Below are 21,692 nucleotides of genomic sequence, written 5' to 3'. Positions count from 1 at the left end.
CGCATCATTAATAAAATTCTATTTTTAAAGTGTGAATAATTACGGTAGCCATAAGCAGTTCGCTTAAGTACCTTGATTTTGTTGTTTAATCCTTCAATCGGTCCATTAGTTAATTGAGGATAAGTGAAAGTATTTTGAATATACGTGTGATAGTGTTTAAATGTTCTTAAAACGGTCTTTAATGATTTGGGGAGGGCCAATGTTAGTCCATAATTGACTCATGTTTAAATCGATCGAATCGAAGGTCTTCAAGCGATTCTCTTAGCTGGTGAACCACCTCGTCAGTCATTTTTAATTCATTGCTTGATTCCAATGGATATTCAACCATGCCACTCGTGTGTGTTAGCCAGTCAAATAATCAATAGGATTGATACGTTTCATATCGAAGTTGGTCTCTTGGCGTTAATAAAAGGCGCCAGTAGCGTTTATATTTGTTATAAAGGCGTTTGTCTTTTGTTCTGAAGGTATTCATCACACGAATTCGTGTCCGATTTAATTCACGATTTAAAGCTTGAATTAAATGAAATTTGTCGATAATAATCTGAGCTTTTGGAAAAGTCTTTTTAATTAAATCGATGTAAGGACGGTACATATCAATGGTAATCGTTTGAACCGATTGACGAGTTTCCAACGGAATTAGAAAAAGTATTCGATAACGATTTAGCATGTATGCAATCATTATCACGAAGTTCTTTACACGTAATTTTAACATCTTCTAATAACCATTTTTTTTGTAGTATTTATTAATAAAATTTACATCATCAAAGTAAACAACTTTTTGTTTAGTTTCGTCATTTTTTCTTCAATCAATGTAAACTTTATACATTTTTGACAGAAGAAACTTAGCATCGTTAGTTAACTCGTCAAGCCTTTTCATATAATCACATCCTTTAAGCTGAAATCTAACTATAAAAAAGTTGTCAAAAGGAAATGTAAAAGTGAATGTAAAGTTAACTGATTTAGGAGAGATAAAAAATAAAGTTAATCATTTGGACTAACTATTAAGAGAAGCTAACTCATTAATTAACGAATTAGCTTCTAAAAAAATTGAAATTAAGATATCCAGTGGATATTTCGAATAATTTCGAAAGTTGATGCGCAGTTAGGACAACTAGCTATTTTGTCAGTTGAAATTAATTTTTCTTGACATTTAAGACAAGTTACTTCGACTGGAGCAGATTTTAACTCTTGTTTTGCGTATTCAAGTCCAGCTTTTTCTAACTGTTTCATAGCTTTGTTAAGCCCCTTAATCTTAAATTTCAAATAATCACCACCTTTCATTTGTTGTATTAAAAACTGTCAGATTGACTAACTGGTACACACAGTTAATCAAAGATCGTGAGCAATCTTTAATCACTTATATTATACATCGCTATTAATAACTTTCAACAAATAACACAATATATAGTTGTTTTAAAATGTTTATACAACAATATGTAGTACATAAGTTTTGTGCATAGTAAAAATAAAAAATCGTTATAAAAGTATAATTGGGTATAAAATCGGTAACATAACTATCACTAAAAAATCTACAATTTATCTTAAATAAAGAGGAGAATAAATAATATATAACAATCATCTGAAAAGTATAAAAATAAATATTGTCTGAGTATAGTGCATAATTACATTTCAAGGTCTAAGGCACACAAACACTAACTATTTGATAAAAATGTGTTTAGATTTAGAATTCAATGGGACATTGTGAAGGTACAAGCAAAGTGATATTTGACAATATTGATGAATTTATTGAATATTTGAGTAAATGCCAAAAATAGAGATTAAGAAATGAAGAAAGTTTAAAATTTATATTAGACAAAACAATTATTTAGCCCCAACTTTAAAAGACTTCTAAATGACTTTTAAAATAAATCATGGTAAAATGAAGAGTATGTTTATTGTGTGTATGTAGAAGGAGGAATTGTAGTTGGTAGATAATGAAAACATGGATTTAAAACATGGCGAACAAAGAAGTTATTCTGGTTATGAAAGTAAACATCGTGATGGATCAAGTGCTTATAGTGCGCCGCTTGTAAAGGATCGTGTAGGCGTATTACTTGATCAAAACGATCAAATCATCTATGAAGCTGAAACTAAAGGTTTAGTTAATCAATGGCGCTTAAAAAATAGTAAATATGGACGTATGGCGTTTAAAGATGTTAAAACAGGTGAAATTCGTTTTTAATAAGTGATGGAAGTACCGATTACTATGTGATCGGTATTTTTATTATATTTAACTTTTGTCATAGATGTTTTTATAAAGAAGTTTTGTTTTAAATAAGTAAATAACTTATAATAATAATTAGTGTATTTTAAATAAAGGAGGTATTAGATGGAATTAATCGATCAAATTGAATCATTAATAAATTATCGATTCAAAGAACCAAAATTGTTGCAACAAGCGTTTAGTCATACATCCTATATGAATGAGCGAGGCTTAAAGCATTTGGATAGCTATGAGCGCTTAGAATTTTTAGGTGACGCTGCTTTAGAATGGATGGTATCCAATTATTTATACCGTAAATATCCTAATTATACGGAAGGAGAATTAACTCGACTAAGAGCGGGACTCGTGCGAGAGCATTCTTTAGCTTACTTAGCTCGACTATGTCATTTTGATGACTTAATGTTGTTAGGGAAAGGGGAAGAGGCAAGTGGTGGAAGAAACCGAGATAGCTTACTAAGTGATATTTACGAAGCTTTTATTGGAGCTTATGTTACCGATGCCTCACTCGAAGCAGTTATTCCATTCGTCGAACAGCAAATGGATACATTAAGTGAGCAAAACGATATTCGTATAATGGATTATAAAACTATTTTGCAAGAAAAATTACAACAAAAAGGTAGTATAAAAATAACTTATGAGTTAATCAAAGAAGAAGGCCCTCCTCATAAACGAATATTTACAGTTGAAGTGAGCTATAATAATCAAACTCACGGTTCAGGACAAGGAGCAAGTAAAAAAGAAGCAGAACAACAAGCAGCTAAACATACATTAGATCTTCTTCAGCAAGAAGAGGGAGGTCAATAAAATGCGTTTAGAACGTATTATTATGTCTGGTTTCAAATCTTTTGCTAATAAAACAGTAATTGAATTACCAGTTGGAGTAACGGCGATAGTAGGTCCAAATGGTAGTGGGAAATCTAATTTATCAGAGGCAATTAAATGGGTGCTGGGTGAACAATCGGCTCGTTCATTACGTGGAAAGCGAATGGATGATTTAATTTTCTCCGGAACAAGTTCTAAAAAACCTGTAAATGTTTGTGAAGTTAGTTTAGTTTTTAATAATGAAGACGGACATCTACCTATCAATCACACAGAAGTCATTATTACGAGACGATACCATCGAAATGGTGAATCAGAAATGTTTATTAATAATGAATCAGTGCGTTTAAAAGATGTTTCATTGCTATTAATGGATTCGGGATTAGGTAAAGATTCCTTCTCAATGATTTCTCAAGGACGTGTGGAGCAAATTTTTAATAATCGTCCAGAAGAACGAAGAGATATTATTGAAGAAGTAGCAGGTGTTTTAACGTATAAAAGTCAAAAAAAAGAAGCCGAGCGCAAACTGATTAAAACAGAAGATCATCTCAGTCGATTAAATGATATTTTATATGAAATTGAAGGACAACTTCGACCATTAAAAAAACAAAAAGAAAAAGCAGAAGAATATCTGGCACTTGAGAGTGAATTAAGCGATTTAGATATACGATTGCTTTCAGTTGAACTACGTCGTATTAAAACATCGTACGATCAATTGAATGACACATTAATTGAAAATGAAAAAACGGCTGAAAGTGCATCAACGCAATTGCAACAAATTCGGCAACAATTAACCGACTTAAAATCAGAATTTAATACAACTGATGAGTTATATACGCAACGTGAAGATGACTACGTTAAAAATGTTGAAAATCTATCAGATACAACTGGGAAAATTCATTTAATTAATGAGCGTATTAAACATGCCCATATGTCTCAAGAAACTAGTCAACAGCGAGATGCCGAACTTGAAAATGAAGCGAAAGAATTGAATTTAAAAAAAGATCACTTATTAAATGAAACCAAAGAAGCACAGACTGATTTGAATCGTTTAGATGAAGAAATCGAACAAGTTTCAAACGCTCATGACCTTTTGACTTCTGGAAACAAGAGTCAATTAGAAGAAATAAGAAATAATTATTTTGATGTGATGCAGCAAATTACTCGAAATGAACAGATTATTCAACAAAGTGAATCTACTCTGCAACAAAGTCAACTTAAGCTTGTTCAAATTAATGAGAATAAAAAAAGAACGAATGAAGAAATCCAACAAACAGAAACAGCATTAAAAGATTTAAAAGACAAAGAATCCGTTATTGCTAAACAGTTGGAAGATTTGTCTCAAGAAAAAGTCGACATAAAAAATACACAAGTTGAGTTACAAAAAAAATGGCAACATCATAAACAAGCGTATGAAGTGAATGATAATCAATTAAGAGATTTAAATGCACGATATCATTCATTAAAACGAATTAAAGATGATTATGCAGGATATTATAATGGAGTACGTTCCGTTCTAAAATCAAAAGATTCAATTGGTGGCGTAATTGGTGCGGTTGCCGATGTCATTCAAACTGCTCCTCAGTTGGAAGTAGCTATTTCAACAGCTCTAGGCGGTAGTGCACAACATATTATTATGAAAACAGAAGATGACGCAAAACGTGCAATTCGGTTTTTACGAGATAAACGTTTAGGTCGTGCAACATTTTTACCTTTAAATACAATTAAACAACGCTTTCTATCAAAACAAGATATTGAAAAAGTAAAATCAATAGAAGGATTTGTTGGCGTTGGAATTGATTTAGTTGAGGTGCCTGAACATTTAAAAGTGGCTTTGTCACAAGCTTTAGGACAAGTAGTCATTGCTTCTAACATGGAAAGTGGGCAAGTCATTAGTCGTTACTTAAATCATCGAGTACGAGTCGTCACGTTGGATGGTAATGTGTTTAACCCAGGTGGATCGTTAACTGGGGGACAAAATAATCGACAAGATAATCAACTGTTAGGAAGAACGAGAGAATTAGAGCAATTACAGCAAAAAATTATTGATGAAAAAACAAAACAAAAAGAATTAGAGCAAATATTTAATCAAGTCGATCAAATGTTAAGTCAATTACAAACTGATTTACAACAAATAACGGAAAAAGAACAAGCTTATACTATTGATATTTCAAGATATCATGCACAAATCGAACAACAAGAAGCTTATCATCTAAATGCTACTCGATCTTTAAAAGTACTAAATTATGAATATGATATGGCTACAGAAGATCAAACAACGATGAGCCAAAAAATTATGCAAACAAGCGAAGAATTAAAGAATCAACGAATTTTAAGTAAGCAGTATGAAGAACAATTGGAACAACAGCAATTGTCTCAAGAGGAACGAGCAACTGAACTAGAACGATTGAATGAACAGATGTTTACTTTAAAGACAAATCGAGCAGTCTTAAATGAACAAATGTTGCAGAAAAAGAATGAACTTAATCAAGTGAAGAAACGTTTAGCATTTATTAATGAAGAACGTCAAACGCTGACTACTAATCAAACATTATCTAGCGAGCAAATGGATACCTTAAATCAAGAGCTACATGATTTAAATGAGCGAGCTAGTCAATTAAGTGAGTCTAGAATAGCTCTGGAAGAGGAACGAGAAAATTTACACCAGCGCATGGAAAATCTTCAAAAAACAATCAACGCACTAGAATTGGAAGAAGATAGCATTGTTGAGACCGTTCAACAAACACAAGAAAAAATAAGTTTAGATAAACAAAAACAGGCTCGTTTTGATGTTCAAATGGATCAAATGTTAGATCGGTTAACAGAAACATATCATATGAGTTTTGAAAAAGCTTTAGAAGTGGGAGAACTTGAAATTCCAATTGAAAAAGCGCGTATTCAAGTAAAAAATTTAAGACAAAAAATGAGTCAATTAGGCCCAGTTAATGTGGAATCTATTAATGAATATAGTGAAGTGGCTGAACGTTTTGGAGAGTTGAGCACACAGAAGAAAGATGTAGAACAAGCGAAAGATGATCTTTGGGGATTAATTCAAGAAATGGATCATGAAGTTCGTACACGTTTTAAACAAACTTTTGATCAAGTTCGTGATGCCTTTCAGTATACATTTCCTAGATTGTTTGGTGGAGGAGATGCTACCCTTGAATTAACAAATCCAGACGATTATTTAACAACAGGCATCGAAATAGTAGCACAGCCTCCTGGTAAGAAATTGCAAAGCTTGAGTCTGTTATCAGGTGGAGAGCGGGCGTTTACTGCTATTGCTCTACTATTCGCTATTTTAAAAGTTAAACCGGTGCCATTCTGTTTACTGGATGAAGTAGAAGCTGCGCTAGATGATACGAATGTTTCTCGTTTTGGAAAGTATATTCGTCATTTTTCTAAAGAAACACAATTCATGGTCATTACACATCGCCGTGGCACAATGGAAGAGGCAGATTTATTATATGGTGTCACAATGCAAGAAAAAGGTATTTCAAGCATTGCCTCTGTACAGCTCGAAGAAATTCAAGATGAAACAATTTTCGCATAAAATCTGGAGGAATATAAATGTCTAATAATTATCCTGTTCTATCATTATCACAAAAACAGATGGATCAATTGAGCAAAGTTCGAGTTTTTGCTATTGATTTAGACGGTACGTTGCTAACTTCTGAAAAAATAGTTTCGGAACCAACGAAAAGAGCCATTAAACGTGCTCGACAATATGGCATTCAAATCGTATTGTGTACAGGTAGAGCTTTACAAGGGGTTGCAGCCCTGTTAAAAGAACTTGACTTAGAACAACCAGGAGATATTGTTATTACTTATAATGGCGGCTTAATTCAAGCAACAGATACGGGTAAAGTATTGAGTCATTCACCCATGACATATGGTGAACTAAAACAAATTATAGAATTAGCGAAAGATATTCAACTTCCATTAGTTGCACTTGATCCTAATGAAGGATATCAATTTGATACTGCTCCGGGTAAACAGTCGCTTTATCCAAGTTTAATGCCAATATTTAATTATCCAACTCGTCAATTGAGTGATTTTGATGAAACTCATTTATTTTCAAAAGCGTTACTATGTTATAATGTGGAAGAGTTAGATGAAGCAATTAAACAAATTGACGCTAAGATTTATGAGCAGTTTAATTTATTTAAAAGCCGTCCAGTTTTACTTGAAGTCATGCCAAAAGGTGTTGACAAAGGAGTAGCTATTTCTTCGTTAGCTCGAGTTACTAATCGACAATTGAATGAAATTGCTGCCATTGGTGATGAGGCAAACGATTTACCAATGATAAAAATTGCAGGTGTACCAATTGCAATGGGGAACGCAATTCCTGAACTAAAAAGAATGAGTCAAATAGAAACATTTAGCAATGATCAACATGGAGTTGCTGCCGTATTAAATACATTATTAGATATTTTAGAAGAAAACATTTAAAGGAGTGAGTAGATTGGGTTTATTTGATCGAATTAAACGAGCATTTACAGGGGAAGATCCAGCGATTCAATCCCAAGAGAAAGAACCAAGTCGTATTCAATTTGATGCATACGATGAAGGAATGGAAAAAACAAGAAAAAGTTTTTCGCAAAAAATTAATGAGTTAATGGCTGATTTTCGAACGGTGGATGAATCATTTTTTGAAGATTTAGAAGAAACCTTTATATCAGCTGATATGGGATTTGAAATGACTATTGCGATAACTGATGCATTACGCGATGAAGTGAAAATGAAAAATGCTAAAAATTCGCAAGAAGTGAGAGAAGTTATCGTTGAAAAATTGGTAGATATTTACGAAAAAGGAGAACATCAATCTCCAACTATTAAGGAAAATCCAAACGGGCCAACTGTCTTATTATTTGTTGGTGTGAATGGTGTTGGTAAAACAACTTCTATTGGTAAATTAGCACACAATTTAAAAACTGAAGGACATCATGTCATTCTTGCTGCCGCTGATACGTTCCGAGCTGGCGCGATTGAACAATTACGTGAATGGGGTAACCGTACGCAAACAGAAGTAATTTTTGGTGAAGCAGGTGGCGATCCAGCAAGTGTTGTGTTTGATGCGATTGAACATGCTCAGAAAAATCAAGCAGATTATGTATTGGTTGATACAGCAGGGCGTTTACAAAATAAAGTAAATTTAATGAATGAACTAGAAAAAATTAATCGAATCATTGAACGTAAACTCGGTCATCCGGCAGAAGAAGTATTATTAGTGTTAGATGCTACAACTGGTCAAAATGCACTAATTCAAGCTAAACAATTTCAATCTGCCGTTCCATTAACAGGTTTAATTTTAACAAAACTAGATGGTACAGCTAAAGGTGGAGTTATTCTGTCAATTCGACATGAAATGAATATTCCAGTTAAATATGTTGGTTTGGGTGAGCAGATGGGTGATTTAAGAGCCTTTGATCCAGAGTTATATATGATGGGCTTAATTCGTGATTTAGTTGAATAATTCGCTAAAGCAGCAAGTGATGAATCACTGCTGCTTTTTTCTATAAAATATAAATAGCGTTAAAGTAGTTGTGTAGTTTGTTTCATAATGAAAATTTGGTATAATAACAAAGACTAACCACTGAAAGGTATGTTGCAAGTAATGGTGAAAAAAACAGCACAAATGAATCGACTGTTAGATATGTATGGTTCGTTACTAACGAAGAAACAACATATTTATATGAGTGAATATTACTATGATGATTTTGCGTTACATGAAATCGCAGAAAATAATCAAGTATCTAGACAAGCCGTTTATGATCAAATCCGACGAACGGAACGAGTATTGCTTGATTATGAAGATCGTCTTAAAATGGGAGAACAATTTAAAGAGCGAGTCCAATTAATTAAACAAATGAAAGAACATGTGCAAACTCATTATGCAGAAGATACACTTTTACTAACTTTAATTAATCAATTAGATGATTTAAATGAATAAATAAAGAGACGAGGGAGAATGAATATGGCATTTGAAGGATTATCCGAACGTTTACAAAATGCTGTGAGTACAGTATCGAAAAAAGGTCAGTTAACAGAAGCTGATTTAAAACAGATGATGCGTGAAGTTCGTTTAGCATTGTTAGAAGCTGACGTCAATTTTCGAGTTGTTCGTGACTTTGTAAAGCGTGTTAATGAAAGAGCATTGGGCTCTAATGTTTTAGAGGCATTATCACCAGCTCAACAAGTTGTAAAAATTGTTAATGAAGAGTTAACAGAATTAATGGGTGGGGAACAAGTTGATTTAAACTACCAATCAAAACCACCAACAGTAGTAATGATGGTAGGGTTACAAGGTGCTGGTAAAACAACTACAGCGGGTAAAATAGCTCGTTACGTTAATCAAACGAAACATATGCGTCCGTTATTAATTGCAGCTGACGTGTATCGTCCAGCGGCTATTGACCAATTGAAAACAATCGGGGAACAATTAAATTTCCCAGTGTATTCTGAAGGAACAGATGTTGATCCAGTAGCTATTGTTAAAAATGGACTAGCTCGAGCAGAAATTGAAGGCAGAGATTTAGTTATTATTGATACGGCTGGACGATTACATGTTGATCAAAAATTGATGGATGAATTGAAAAATATTAAAGCCATTGCCAATCCAGCTGATATTCTATTAACAGTTGATGCGATGACGGGTCAAGATGCAGTAAATGTTGCTGAAACATTTAATGAACAGTTAGGATTAACTGGTTTAATTTTAACAAAATTAGATGGAGATACTCGTGGTGGGGCAGCTTTATCGATTCGTTCAATAACAGGCCAACCGATTAAATTTGTTGGTCAAGGTGAAAAATTAGATGATTTAGATGTATTCTATCCAGACCGTATGGCAGGACGCATATTGGGTATGGGCGATATGATGACTTTAATCGAACGTGCTCAGCAAGAGTTTGATGAAAAAGAAGCCGAAAAAATGGCTGAAAAAATAAAAGAAAATACATTTGACTTTAATGATTTTCTTGTACAAATGGATCAAATGAATAATATGGGACCATTAGAAGATATTTTGAAAATGATTCCGGGAATGAATAAAATACCAGGAATTGATCAAATGAAAATGGATCCTAAAGAAATGGCTCATATGAAAGCTATTGTTCAATCCATGACTGATCAAGAACGCGAAAATCCAAACATGTTAAGCCAGAGCCGTCGTAAACGTATTGCTAAAGGGTCAGCTCGTCCGTTAATTGAAGTTAATCGTTTGATTAAACAATTTAATCAATCGAAGCAAATGATGAACCAATTAGCAAATGGTGATACACGTGAAATGGAACAAATGATGAACCAACTAGAAGGTATGACTGGTGGCGGATTACCTGATTTAGGTGGTGCTGGAATGCCTGACTTAGGTGAGATGTTATCAGGTCAAGGAGGCGGCTTCCCAATACCGGGTGGACGCAAACTCAGTCAATTAGCTATGAAACGTTATGCTAAACAAATGAAAAAAGCAAAGAAAAAACGTTTGAAAAAGAAAAAATAATTTCCCCCGTTGTAAAATGAGGTGCAACAAAAAAAGACATGTTTATCTGATATACTAAAGTCGCTAAAATAAAGTATAAAGGAAAGATAAACATGTCCACTAACCATTCTACCACAAAACAGTCCTATCACCACCTTTCAGAAGCCGAACGTGGTAAAATTGAAGCTTATTTGTCTGAAGGTTTGAAACCTGCTGAAATTGCGAGACGTTTAGGAAGAAGTCATTCTACGATTTCTCGTGAAATCAAACGCGGGACTGTTAAACAAGTCAAATAGGTCAATGGAAGGAAAGTTTACTTCAAACAGTATTTCGCAGAAACAGCTCAAGTTCGGTACTTTGAAGGCAGAAAAAGGAGTTATTATCTGAAACTTGAGAGGGTGTCAGAAGCTTTCTTATTGTCATTTACTAAAGCGATGAAGGCTAAACCTAGGATTCACAGTGTCGATACTTTTGTTTATGCCTATAAACTTGAGCATCCTGTCACGAGCGTGGAACTAATGAGAATTTTAACGGCTTGTTCAGAGAGTTTGTTCCTAAAGGAATATCACTACAGGAACTAACTCAAGAAGAATTAGCTACCTATACACAAGCCATCAATAACAAATTAAGAAAGATACACAACTATCAGTCTGCAAAAAAACAGTTTAAGCTAGCTCAAACAGCATAGAAATAATTAACTTAGTCAGATGAATAGTTTGTTGCACTTGACTTGACAATTGAGGATAATAAATTTATATGATAAAAAAGAAAAGGATCTAGTTCTCTGTAATATAGAACTAGATCCTCTTTTTATAATATAATCAAATTTTAGGAGTATGTATACAGGTCTTAATTTTGGATAGAGACTTATAAACTTAAAAAGTATATTATCAGTACAATTGTAGAAATTAACGAAATGAAGATAGCTGTAAGAATTATAGCTTTTTTCAATTTAGTATTATTAACATTTCTAGAAAGTAATATGGCAAATACTGATACTAATATACTTATCAGACATAAATAATAATAGTTTGGATTCATTATTGAGCAGTAATCCAATGTGATTTTGCGTGAGGGAATTGCCCTATGCAACCTATAATAATGTCTCTACCTGCTGTATTATTATACCATACAAGACCTGAACCTATTGCAAATATTACTCCTATAATTGCTCCAACTGCGGATGCTGGAACCACCCCTGCTAAAGCCGCTGTCCCACTAGCTAATCTAATTGGTGCAACATAGTTTCCTAACAAAATACTCGTTACTATCAATAACGATATTTTTTTCAATTTCATAATTCAGTATTCCCTTCTTTTTGTTTTTAATTTTGTATAATCTAGCAATTATATTTTTCTCCTTTCAATTAGCTAGATTTAAAAAAGATATTTGTAACCGATCGCATTATAACGCTTTATTAACCTATGTTCAATATAAAATTTCATTTATCAGTCTGCAAAAAGCTGTTTGAGCTAGCTCAAACAGCATATAAATAATTAACTTAGTCAGATGAATAGTTTGTTGCACTTGACTTGACAATTGAGGGAAAAAATAATTTTATGAAGTAAAGTAAAAAAGCTTTACACAATTATTGTTTTTTGTTATAGTATGTAAGGTAATTGATTTAAAACAATTAATCAGATTAAATTAAGTAATTGGAGGAATATAAAAATGGCAGTTAAAATTCGTTTAAAACGTATGGGTAGCAAAAAGAAACCTTTCTACCGTATCGTCGTAGCAGATTCACGTTCACCTCGTGATGGACGTATTATTGAGAAAGTGGGAACATACAACCCATTAACAGATCCAGAAACAATCGAAATTCAAGAAGACTTAGTATTACAATGGTTAGGTAATGGTGCCCAACCTTCAGATACAGTTCGTAATATTTTATCTCGTCAAGGAGTTATGAAAAAATTCCACGAAAATAAATATTCAAAATAATTGACTGTAGAAAAGGATGAGTTTCATGCCGAATGTCGAAGAACTAATACTAACTATCGTAAAACCTTTAATTGAGCATCCTGACGATGTGACTATTACAATCGAGCCATCTGGACAATTTACAGATTATCGACTAACAGTCCATCCAGATGATATTGGGAGAGTAATTGGTAAGAAAGGCCGTGTTGCACGTGCCATTCGTACAATTGTTTACAGTATTCGTGGAAAAGACGGTAAAAAAATCCGTTTAACGATTATTGATCCAAATGAACAATAATTCCAATTAAAATACAATAGTAATTGGGTGAATCGATTCCGAATATGACAGATTTGATCATATAAAGTGAGAATTAAATTTTCTATGATGAAGGATTGATGACTAGCGTCATTAATCCTTTTTATTTTTAACTATTGAAGCTTTAAGCTGAATAGATATAAGAAGTGATACAAGTAAATTAAAAGACTTTAGAAGAGTAGTATCTCTTATGAAAATTGATTATAATAAAGAAAATAGGTGTTGGAGGGGATTATTTGCGCTATTTAAAAGTAGGGAAAATTGTTAATACACAAGGATTGAAAGGCGAATTAAGAATTCAATCCGTAACAGACCAACCAGAAGTACGGTATAAAAAAGGTAATGTATTATTTTTAGCACATGCCGATGAAAAAACGCCACTTATGGAATTAAAAATTGTATCATACCGTCGTCAAAAAAATCTAGATATTTTAAAATTCGATTCATTTAATAATATCAATCAAGTGGAACAGTATAAAGGCTATGATTTATTAGTAGCTATTGAAGAAAATTCTGATGAAATAAATACGGAAGATGGATTATATTATTTTGAAATTATGGGGTTAACTGTAGAAACAGCAAACGGACAATTGGTGGGAACAATTACCGATATTTTATCTCCGGGTGCAAATGATGTATGGGTTGTCACAACCGATAATAAGCAAACTATTTACTTACCTGCGATTAAAGATGTGATTAAAGCTATTGATATGAGTGAACGAAAAGTTGTGGTGGAATTAATAGAGGGATTGGTTGAATGAAAATTAATGTCATTACTTTATTTCCAGAAATGATTGAACAAGGTTTAAATGGTTCAATGATGGGACGAGCACAAGCTCAGGGACATGTTCAAATTGAACCAATTAATTTTAGAGAATTTTCTATTAACAAACATCAACATGTTGATGATTATCCTTATGGTGGTGGAGCTGGTATGTTATTGATGCCTGAACCAATTGTGAAAGCGATTGAACAAGCTAAAGCATCAAATGATCAAGGCCAATCACATGTTGTGTTAATGGATCCAGGTGGAGAGAAATTCAATCAAAAGATGGCGCAAGAGTGGAGTAAAAAAGATCACTTAGTATTGATTTGTGGACATTATGAAGGGTTTGATGATCGTATCCGTTCATATGTTGATCAAGAAGTGTCGATTGGTGATTTTGTTGTTACTGGTGGTGAACTACCAGCTATGGTAATGATTGATGCTACCGTTCGATTATTAGATAATGTCTTAGGAAATGAAGAATCAGCGATTGATGAATCACATTCAAATGGTCTTTTAGAGTACCCACAATACACACGTCCTCGCACATATGATGGATTAGAAGTTCCAGCTGTACTATTAAGTGGACATCATCAAAAAATTGAAGCATGGCGTCATAGGGAGTCATTAAAACGAACTTTATTGAAACGACCAGACTTATTAGAAACCTATCCTTTAACTAAAGAAGATCTAATTTTGTTAGAAGATATCAAAAATGAATTAAGCGAATGAAAGAAGTGATAGCTTATATTAACAGCTAAAGAATGGCAATTCGCTGAACGATTTTATAGTTTTTACTGGCCTAATTTAATTATACTCATCTTAGTATTGGGGATAATTGCGTTAATCATCCGATTATATGCTAGTAAAAGAGCGAGACGATGGAACAAATGGTTAATACTTATAGCGTTTGTATTATCTTGTATGACAACGTGGCAATATAAGTCTAATCAACTTTATTTAAAACAAATGAGATTAGTTACACCACAAATTCGAATAGTTGAGCCAAGATATCATCGCTTGGTACCTTATCCTGATAATTTAGTTGATTTATATCGTATTTATGGAAAAACAGATTCATTAGATCATTTACCATTTTATAAAGCAACATTTACATCTGAGAAATTTCATTTGCTTGGTTTTGATGATAAAAATGCGTATATAGAAGTAACAGGTGAAGTTTGTATTTTACCATTACGAAAAATCTCTTTTGAAGATAAAAATATAGTGGATTTAAAAGAACCAAGTATTATTATAATAGCCAACCATTATCATTTAACTGATCCTTCATATGAACAGTTAGGATTTATTAATCCAAATAAACAATATGTCATTAACGTAAAAACAGCATTAGAAAATAAGAATTTAAAGTATCAAGTTGATTCAAATAAAACATATCGACGTTTAGAATGGCGCATTGTTAATGAGTATTTGTTTAACGATTTTCTTTATACTAGACGTGGAGATGTATAGTTACTTGATTTGTCATAAAAATATAATTTTTGGCTTTACTACAAGACATTATTATGATATGCTATTTTTTGTAGGTCAAAGATCTACATATCAACGATATTCCGCTGTGAAGGAAGACATGAATATTTGTTAGGAGGAGAAAGAAATGAGTAAATTAATCGAAGAAATTACAAAAGCACAATTGCGCGAAGATATTCCAACATTTCGTCCTGGAGATACTGTACGTGTTCATGCTAAAGTTGTTGAAGGTGAACGTGAACGTATTCAGATGTTCGAAGGCGTTGTAATTAGCCGTCGTGGTGCAGGTGTTAGTGAATCTTATACAGTTCGTAAAGTATCTAACGGTGTTGGTGTTGAACGTACCTTCCCATTACATACACCACGTGTTGCTCAAATTGAAGTAATTCGTCATGGACGTGTACGTCGTGCTAAACTTTACTACTTACGTGATCGTCATGGTAAAGCTGCTCGTATCAAAGAAGCACGCCGCAAGTAATCAGTATTCCAACCCTTGCATTAGCAAGGGTTTTTTATTTCTTATTTTTTAACTATAAATATCATTTAATATATATTTTTTATTTTTATTTTAAAATTATGGACAAATAAAATGTAAAAGTTTTAAAATAGTTAAGGAATAATTATACACTAAAAATTTAAAATTAATTTCTAGGAAGAGTGGCAATACAAAATGAATGCAAAGCTATCAATTATTGTACCTTGTTATAATGAAGAAGAGTCTATTGAAATGTTTTATGACGCAATGGAAAAAATAAAAAAACAAATGCCTTTAAATTTTGAATATTGGTTTATTGATGATGGCTCTACTGATCATAGTTTAAAAACAATGAGAAAATTAAATCGTCAAGATAAAAATGTTCACTATTTATCTTTTTCAAAAAACTTTGGAAAAGAAGCGGCTTTGTATGCAGGATTACAGCATGCAACAGGAGATTACGTGACGGTAATGGATGTTGACTTACAAGATCCACCGGAATTGTTACCAGAAATGTATCATTTGCTCGTGTCAAAACGTTTAGATTGTGTAGGAACACGACGAACAACTCGAACAGGTGAACCAAAATTGCGTAGTTTTTTTGCGAAGACATTTTATAAATTGATTAATAGTATTAGCAATGTGAAGATGGTAGATGGCGCAAGAGATTATCGGTTAATGAATCGATCAATGGTCAATGCCGTGTTACAATTATGCGAATTCAACCGTTTTTCAAAAGGAATTTTCGAATGGGTAGGATTTAAGACAGAGTATATTCCTTTTGAAAATCAAGAAAGACAAGCTGGAACAACCTCATGGTCATTTTGGAAATTATTTAATTATTCAATCGATGGCATCATAAATTTTTCTGAAATTCCATTAGATATTGCATCTATAGTTGGTGCATTAACTTGTTTAGGTTCAATTTTGACGCTGATTTTTATAGTGATACGCGCACTATGCTTCGGAGATTCAGTAAATGGATGGCCTTCATTAGTATCATTCATTTTATTTTTAGGTGGTATCCAGTTATTGTGTTTAGGTATCATTGGTAAATATATCGGAAAGATTTTTCTTGAAACAAAAAGACGACCGATTTATTTAATAAAGGAATCTGATGCATATGAGTTATAAAGATAAATTTATAAATTTAAAAAATAACATACAACAATTCAAAAGCTTTGAATCATTGTATATGTTATTTTTATTTATTTTAGTAGCTTGCTTATTTTGTTTTCAACAAATAAAAATGCACCAACTGTCTTTAGGTGCTGATACTATCTTTCATTATAATCGAATCTATGAAGCCTATATGCAAATTAAAACGGGGCATTTTGAATATTTTATTTCACTATTTAGTTTTAACCAAAGTGGAAGAATCGTTAATGCATTCTACGGTCCGTTATTTACATATATGCAAGGCTTACTGCTGCTTATAGCAGGAAATTGGTTTAGATATCAAGTATTGTCCAATATAATTATCTATGTAGTTGCTTCTTCATCTATGTATAAATTACTTCGATATAATGGGGTAAAACAATCTTATAGTATATTATTATCGATCATTTATTTAACAACATATAGTATTCAATATTGGGTGATTCAGCAAGCTTTTTCAGGCTGGGCATTAGCATTTTTACCGTTAGCATTATTTAGTGTGACTCAATTAATCGACGAAAAGAAAATCAATCCATTGTTGTTAGCATGGTCCGTTTCATTATTAGTCAACATTCATTTATTAACTGCTGTTTTTTTTGTATTACTATATGCCTTGGCTTTTTTAATTATTGTCATTGATTGCTTAAAGAAAAAAGAGGGAATAAAAGGTGTTGTAAACTTAATAAAGAATGGCTTGTTTAGCGTGATTATTTTCTTCATTTTAACGTTTCAATATTGGATGGGATTATATTTAATTTATAAAAATAATATGATAAAAAAACCATTTATTAACCAAGCAATGGGGACAAGTACGATTACTGGCGATCGTGTGTATATGCTTTTTTTACCAGTATTTTTAATACTAATTATTAGTTACGTCATTTTATCAATAATTAAAAAGAGAATAAAATTAAGTACAAAGTATTTAGGGTTATTAGCCCTTATATTTTTATTGCTCAGTACAAATGTCATTCCATGGCAAAATTTACTTGAGGCGGGTTATAGTGCGGTAACGATAATCCAGTTTCCTTTTCGATTTTTTATTTTTTCTATCCCTTTATTTTTATTAATCACGGGACGATTATTAATGGAACAGACTCAGCTATTTAAATTGAAGTATATCCATTTAAATGCAGTAATACTATTAATATTGGGAGTAAGTATAGGATATGTGCAAACATTTTATATATTAACCGAAAATTACGCCAGAGCAGATCAATACTTAAGAGATGCAAAAGGGAAATATATAGTTAGCCAGCCAATTACTTCTGATGAATTAAATCGTATTAAATATTCAGCAGACAAATCATTGCTACTGAAGCAATATCAAAAAGGGACGCCCGATTATTTACCTTTAATAAAAAAGACAAAAGAAAATAAATATAAAATGTATTTAAAACAAATTGTTCTAAATGAAACACCTCAACAAGTTAAAAAGTTAAATAAAAAAGTTACTAACAAAGGGTTAGAAATAACATGGGAAAGCGAAAATGAGCAAATTCTAGAACTTCCAATTGTTAAATATAATGCAACAGAGCTAAAAGTGAATGGTAAAAAATTGAATAAATCTGATTACCAATTGTCTACCATTGGCGTTGTAAAAATTAAATCAAAGATTGGAAATAATCATTTAATTGCTAATTACAGTAATTCGAAGATGATGTATCCCTTATTTCTTATTTTTAGTAGTTTATTTTTAATCACATCAGGTTACATTTGGATTAATGAAATAAGTGTTCAGAAAGGATAAATCAATGATTGATGAAGACGAAACAAACAATTTTAATCGTAGATTAATTCAATTAAAACAAATAATTACTAATGAAGTAATGATGTACTTAATATTTGGGGTCTTAACTACTGTAGTCAACTTAATAATTTTTTTCATCTTTACTAAAATATTTGTTAGTGGATGGCTGTTAGCGAATATTATTGCATTTATTATTTCTGTGTTATTTGCTTATTGGACTAATAAACTATACGTCTTTAAGTCAAATAGTAAAGATAAGCTCGTAATTTTAAAAGAATTTATAACGTTTATTTCAGCTAGATTATTTTCGTTAGGAATTGAGATTCTCACGCTATTCATTATGTTACAGTTATTAAATCTCAACGACGTTTTTGGCAAAGTGACTGCTCAAGTTATCGTAGTCGTATTAAATTATGTATTCAGTAAAGTATTTGTATTCAGAAAACCAAAATAAATTATAAAAATTTTTTATAAAGAAAATAAAATAGACCTCTCACTTTTTAAAAATATGATACAATAATCATATAAAACGTTTTCAAAGGAGCGGACTATGATTCATCACAATGAAATTAATGAAAGAATACATTCTGGAAAACTATATTTTAATAATCAAGAGGAATTGCTAAAAGAACGTCTAGCGCGATTAGACTTAGTACATCGAGTTAATCAATTATTACCTAGCCAATTAGAAGAAAAAAATAAAGAATTACAATCAATGCTTGCTTCATTTGGGCAGGGAAGTCACATTGAGACGCCATTCTATGCAAATTGGGGTGGGAAGCATGTTCATATTGGCGAAGGAGTATATATTAACTTTAATTTACATTTAATGGATGATTCACATATATATATTGGCGATCACGTTATGATAGGACCTAATGTAGTTTTATCTACTAGTATGCATCCTGTTAGTCCAGAATTAAGGGAAAAACAGGCACAATTTAATTTAGAAATAAAAATTGGCCATAATGTTTGGATTGGTGCTAATAGTGTTATCATGCCTGGAGTATCGATAGGAGATAATAGCATCATTGGAGCTGGTAGTGTCGTTACAAAAGATGTTCCTGCTAATGTGATTGCATTAGGATCACCAGCAAGAGTCTTTCGGAATATATCGGAAGAAGACCGCCAGCAATATAATAAAGGTCAAGCCATTGATTTATAAATATTTGTTTAACCATAAAAAAAGCTCAGACATAAAGTCAGAGCTTTTTTTGTTTTATTTGATAACTAATTTAAGTGAATCTAAGTTTTGGTGCATTTTATCAATGTATGATACTTGGTTTTGCATGTCATCTTTAGATAGACTTTCTAATGGACTTAATACAGCTAATTTTAAATCTAATTCATCACTTAAAGTTTGTGCAACTTTTGAACTTGCAGAATCTTCTGTGAAAATTATTTTTATGTTATATTCTTCTGCTAATTCTTTTAGTTGAGCGAGTTGAGCTGGACTTGGTTCAATTTCTGGATTAATTCCTGAAATTGGAATTTGAGTTAAACCATAAGCATCTGCTAAGTAACTAAAGGCTTGGTGTTGAGTTACAAATTGTTTATTAGAAGCATTTTTGAAAGCTGAACGGAAATCTTCATCTAAGCTTTTTAATTCGTTGATATAAGCGTTAGCATTGTTTTCGTAGTCAGTTTGATTAGCTTTATCAGCCTGAACTAAACCTTTTTCAATATTTTTAACTTGTTTTTGTGCAAGTACTGGACTTAACCATACATGAGGATCAAATTCGTGATGATGACCTTCGTGTTCATGGTCATGATCGCTATCTTCATCATGATGTTCAGCGTCTTCGTCGTGGTGGTGATCAGAGTCTTCATCATGATGTTCAGCGTCTTCGTCGTGGTGGTGATCAGAGTCTTCATCATGATGTTCAGCGTCCTCGTCGTGATGATGATCAGCATCTTCATCATGGTGTTCAGCGTCTTCATCGTGATGATGATCAGCATCTTCATCAACGGATTTCAATTCAATATCTTTTGATGCATTGATAACTACTGTTTTATCTGTGTCAATATGTTTTAGAACCTCAGGTACCCATGTTTCCATATAGTCACTATTATAAACAAATACATCACTTTCAATGATTTTTTGTAAATCTTTAGGAGTTGGTTCATATGAATGAGGTTCTGTTTGTCCTTCGATTAAGACTTCGACCTCACCATGATTACCAACTACTTGTTTGGTGAATTCATACATTGGATAGAAAGTTGTAACAACTTTTAGTGATTCATTGCCTGATTGTTTAGATGTCTTGGAATCATTAGATTGACAAGCAACTAATAGTGCAGAAGATAAGATAAAAAATAATGTGTAAAAAATTGGTTTACTTACTTTGTTTATGATTGATTGCATTTTAAATCTCCTTTTATAAAGTATAAATCGATATGATTACGATTTATTACTATGATACCGAAAATAAACCTAAATGGCAAGAGATTTTCAAAGGTCAAACTAAATACTTGAAACTCTTTATTATTTATAGTAAACTTTCTTATCGTAATGATTACGATTTAAAAATAAAATTAAGTGAGGATATGACATGGCTAAAAAATCAATAATTGCAAGAGAAATGAAGCGTCAAAAGTTAGTGGAACAATATGAAGAAAAATATGAAGCGTTAAAAGCAGCAGGTGATTATGTTGGATTAAGTCAATTACCACGTAATGCTTCTCGCACACGGTTAAAGAATCGTTCGATGAGAGACGGGCGTCCGCGTGGATATATGCGTAAATTCAAAATGTCCCGAATTGAATTTCGTGAACTAGCTCATAAAGGATTAATTCCTGGGGTAAGAAAAGCTAGTTGGTAAGAAAGTAAAACACTAATATATTAATATTTAAAACACATAAAGTCGTTTATAGTTGAATTGACTTTATGTGTTTTTATGAATTATAAGTTAACAGACACATTATATTTTTAAAGACTAACTTTTCCATTAAAGACGCTGGTATTAAATTTAATTTCGATGAGTCAAGTCCATAATCTTGTGTAAAATACTATACAATGTTCTATACTCTCTTACTGGTTAAACTTGATATACTTTCTTGTAGAACTGAGCCATTCGTCATGTGTGTCCATCAGGACAGCGCCAATTAACCGATTGGCTGACGCACGATTGGGGAAAATACGAATAATCTTTTCTCTTCGGCGCACTTCTTGGTTCAATCGCTCAAGAAGATTGGTGCTTTTTAATCGATTGTGACCTTTACCAATTACTGTGTATTGAAAGGCATCTTCGAAGCCATTATCTAAAGTCTCACAGGCTTTTGTATATTTC

At 32.3% G+C, this 21,692-nt stretch carries 25 protein-coding genes and 1 pseudogene; 19 read left to right on the top strand and 7 right to left on the bottom strand.

The window, feature by feature from the left end:
• From L866_RS09300 to L866_RS0105855, 4 genes are all read right to left on the bottom strand, one after another.
• A partial coding sequence (locus L866_RS09300; RefSeq protein WP_211236685.1) for a transposase occupies window positions 1-200 on the bottom strand: 200 nt, incomplete at its 3' end.
• Window positions 201-202: 2 nt separating this feature from the next.
• Complete coding sequence (locus L866_RS09815) at window positions 203-328, bottom strand: hypothetical protein (RefSeq protein WP_281170800.1); 126 nt, start codon at window positions 326-328, stop codon at window positions 203-205.
• A 30-nt stretch (window positions 329-358) separates the two neighbouring features.
• Complete coding sequence (locus L866_RS09075) at window positions 359-712, bottom strand: ISL3 family transposase (RefSeq protein ID WP_025730072.1); 354 nt, start codon at window positions 710-712, stop codon at window positions 359-361.
• Window positions 713-1,053: 341 nt separating this feature from the next.
• Window positions 1,054-1,263, bottom strand: coding sequence for a hypothetical protein (locus tag L866_RS0105855; RefSeq protein WP_025730070.1), 210 nt, complete (start codon window positions 1,261-1,263; stop codon window positions 1,054-1,056).
• A 661-nt stretch (window positions 1,264-1,924) separates the two neighbouring features.
• Here L866_RS0105855 and L866_RS0105850 point away from each other — a divergent pair.
• The 8 genes and pseudogenes from L866_RS0105850 to L866_RS08625 all read left to right on the top strand — a co-directional run bounded on the left by L866_RS0105850 (window position 1,925) and on the right by L866_RS08625 (window position 11,211).
• A complete protein-coding gene (locus L866_RS0105850) occupies window positions 1,925-2,182 on the top strand; it encodes a hypothetical protein (protein ID WP_025730068.1) in 258 nt (85 codons plus the stop codon).
• A 147-nt stretch (window positions 2,183-2,329) separates the two neighbouring features.
• Window positions 2,330-3,028: a ribonuclease III gene (gene rnc, locus L866_RS0105845; RefSeq protein WP_025730066.1), complete on the top strand. Its 699-nt coding sequence runs from the start codon at window positions 2,330-2,332 to the stop codon at window positions 3,026-3,028.
• A 1-nt stretch (window position 3,029) separates the two neighbouring features.
• Window positions 3,030-6,596, top strand: coding sequence for a chromosome segregation protein SMC (gene smc, locus L866_RS0105840; RefSeq protein ID WP_025730064.1), 3,567 nt, complete (start codon window positions 3,030-3,032; stop codon window positions 6,594-6,596).
• Window positions 6,597-6,613: 17 nt separating this feature from the next.
• Window positions 6,614-7,495 (top strand): Cof-type HAD-IIB family hydrolase, encoded by an 882-nt coding sequence (locus tag L866_RS0105835; RefSeq protein WP_025730062.1) that lies wholly within the window; start codon window positions 6,614-6,616, stop codon window positions 7,493-7,495.
• 13 nt (window positions 7,496-7,508) lie between these two features.
• Complete coding sequence (gene ftsY / locus L866_RS0105830) at window positions 7,509-8,519, top strand: signal recognition particle-docking protein FtsY (protein ID WP_025730060.1); 1,011 nt, start codon at window positions 7,509-7,511, stop codon at window positions 8,517-8,519.
• 141 nt (window positions 8,520-8,660) lie between these two features.
• On the top strand, window positions 8,661-8,996 hold the full coding sequence (gene ylxM / locus L866_RS0105825; RefSeq protein WP_025730058.1) for a YlxM family DNA-binding protein: 336 nt from the start codon (window positions 8,661-8,663) through the stop codon (window positions 8,994-8,996).
• Window positions 8,997-9,020: 24 nt separating this feature from the next.
• Window positions 9,021-10,544, top strand: a complete 1,524-nt coding sequence (ffh, locus tag L866_RS0105820) for a signal recognition particle protein (protein WP_025730055.1) — start codon at window positions 9,021-9,023, stop codon at window positions 10,542-10,544.
• Between the two features lie 92 nt (window positions 10,545-10,636).
• Window positions 10,637-11,211: pseudogene (locus L866_RS08625) on the top strand (transposase).
• Between the two features lie 352 nt (window positions 11,212-11,563).
• Here the strand turns inward: L866_RS08625 and L866_RS09565 are convergent.
• Window positions 11,564-11,797, bottom strand: a complete 234-nt coding sequence (locus tag L866_RS09565; protein WP_169729075.1) for a hypothetical protein — start codon at window positions 11,795-11,797, stop codon at window positions 11,564-11,566.
• A 397-nt stretch (window positions 11,798-12,194) separates the two neighbouring features.
• Here L866_RS09565 and rpsP point away from each other — a divergent pair, with 397 nt between their 5' ends.
• The 10 genes from rpsP to L866_RS0105755 all read left to right on the top strand — a co-directional run bounded on the left by rpsP (window position 12,195) and on the right by L866_RS0105755 (window position 19,567).
• Window positions 12,195-12,467 (top strand): 30S ribosomal protein S16, encoded by a 273-nt coding sequence (gene rpsP / locus L866_RS0105800; protein WP_025730051.1) that lies wholly within the window; start codon window positions 12,195-12,197, stop codon window positions 12,465-12,467.
• 25 nt (window positions 12,468-12,492) lie between these two features.
• Entirely contained in the window at window positions 12,493-12,744 is a 252-nt protein-coding gene (locus L866_RS0105795; RefSeq protein ID WP_025730049.1) for a KH domain-containing protein, read from the top strand.
• A 254-nt stretch (window positions 12,745-12,998) separates the two neighbouring features.
• Entirely contained in the window at window positions 12,999-13,523 is a 525-nt protein-coding gene (rimM, locus tag L866_RS0105790) for a ribosome maturation factor RimM (protein WP_025730047.1), read from the top strand.
• Entirely contained in the window at window positions 13,520-14,260 is a 741-nt protein-coding gene (gene trmD, locus L866_RS0105785; RefSeq protein ID WP_025730045.1) for a tRNA (guanosine(37)-N1)-methyltransferase TrmD, read from the top strand. The genes rimM and trmD overlap by 4 nt, the downstream gene beginning before the upstream one ends.
• 237 nt (window positions 14,261-14,497) lie before the next feature.
• Complete coding sequence (locus tag L866_RS0105780; RefSeq protein ID WP_169729074.1) at window positions 14,498-15,001, top strand: hypothetical protein; 504 nt, start codon at window positions 14,498-14,500, stop codon at window positions 14,999-15,001.
• Window positions 15,002-15,146: 145 nt separating this feature from the next.
• Complete coding sequence (gene rplS, locus L866_RS0105775) at window positions 15,147-15,497, top strand: 50S ribosomal protein L19 (protein WP_025730041.1); 351 nt, start codon at window positions 15,147-15,149, stop codon at window positions 15,495-15,497.
• Between the two features lie 192 nt (window positions 15,498-15,689).
• Entirely contained in the window at window positions 15,690-16,628 is a 939-nt protein-coding gene (locus L866_RS0105770) for a glycosyltransferase family 2 protein (protein ID WP_025730039.1), read from the top strand.
• Window positions 16,618-18,402 (top strand): glycosyltransferase family protein, encoded by a 1,785-nt coding sequence (locus L866_RS0105765; RefSeq protein ID WP_025730037.1) that lies wholly within the window; start codon window positions 16,618-16,620, stop codon window positions 18,400-18,402. The genes L866_RS0105770 and L866_RS0105765 overlap by 11 nt, the downstream gene beginning before the upstream one ends.
• A gap of 4 nt (window positions 18,403-18,406) precedes the next feature.
• On the top strand, window positions 18,407-18,856 hold the full coding sequence (locus L866_RS0105760) for a GtrA family protein (protein ID WP_051452871.1): 450 nt from the start codon (window positions 18,407-18,409) through the stop codon (window positions 18,854-18,856).
• A gap of 96 nt (window positions 18,857-18,952) precedes the next feature.
• Complete coding sequence (locus L866_RS0105755) at window positions 18,953-19,567, top strand: sugar O-acetyltransferase (protein WP_035446260.1); 615 nt, start codon at window positions 18,953-18,955, stop codon at window positions 19,565-19,567.
• A 54-nt stretch (window positions 19,568-19,621) separates the two neighbouring features.
• On the opposite strand, the gene L866_RS0105750 is transcribed toward L866_RS0105755, so the two are convergent.
• Window positions 19,622-20,767 (bottom strand): metal ABC transporter solute-binding protein, Zn/Mn family, encoded by a 1,146-nt coding sequence (locus L866_RS0105750; protein ID WP_025730030.1) that lies wholly within the window; start codon window positions 20,765-20,767, stop codon window positions 19,622-19,624.
• Between the two features lie 187 nt (window positions 20,768-20,954).
• On the opposite strand from L866_RS0105750, the gene rpsN reads away from it, so the two are divergent.
• Window positions 20,955-21,224 (top strand): 30S ribosomal protein S14, encoded by a 270-nt coding sequence (gene rpsN, locus L866_RS0105740; protein WP_025730028.1) that lies wholly within the window; start codon window positions 20,955-20,957, stop codon window positions 21,222-21,224.
• Window positions 21,225-21,433: 209 nt separating this feature from the next.
• On the opposite strand, the gene L866_RS0105735 is transcribed toward rpsN, so the two are convergent.
• The coding region (locus L866_RS0105735) for an IS256 family transposase (RefSeq protein ID WP_025730027.1) at window positions 21,434-21,692 on the bottom strand (259 nt) is incomplete at its 5' end.

The sequence above is a fragment of the Atopobacter phocae ATCC BAA-285 genome, from assembly GCF_000526675.1.
In the GTDB taxonomy this organism is placed as follows: Bacteria; Bacillota; Bacilli; order Lactobacillales; family Aerococcaceae; genus Atopobacter; species Atopobacter phocae.
Note: the sequence above shows the minus strand (reverse complement) of the source record. Positions and strands in the feature narration are given on the sequence as shown.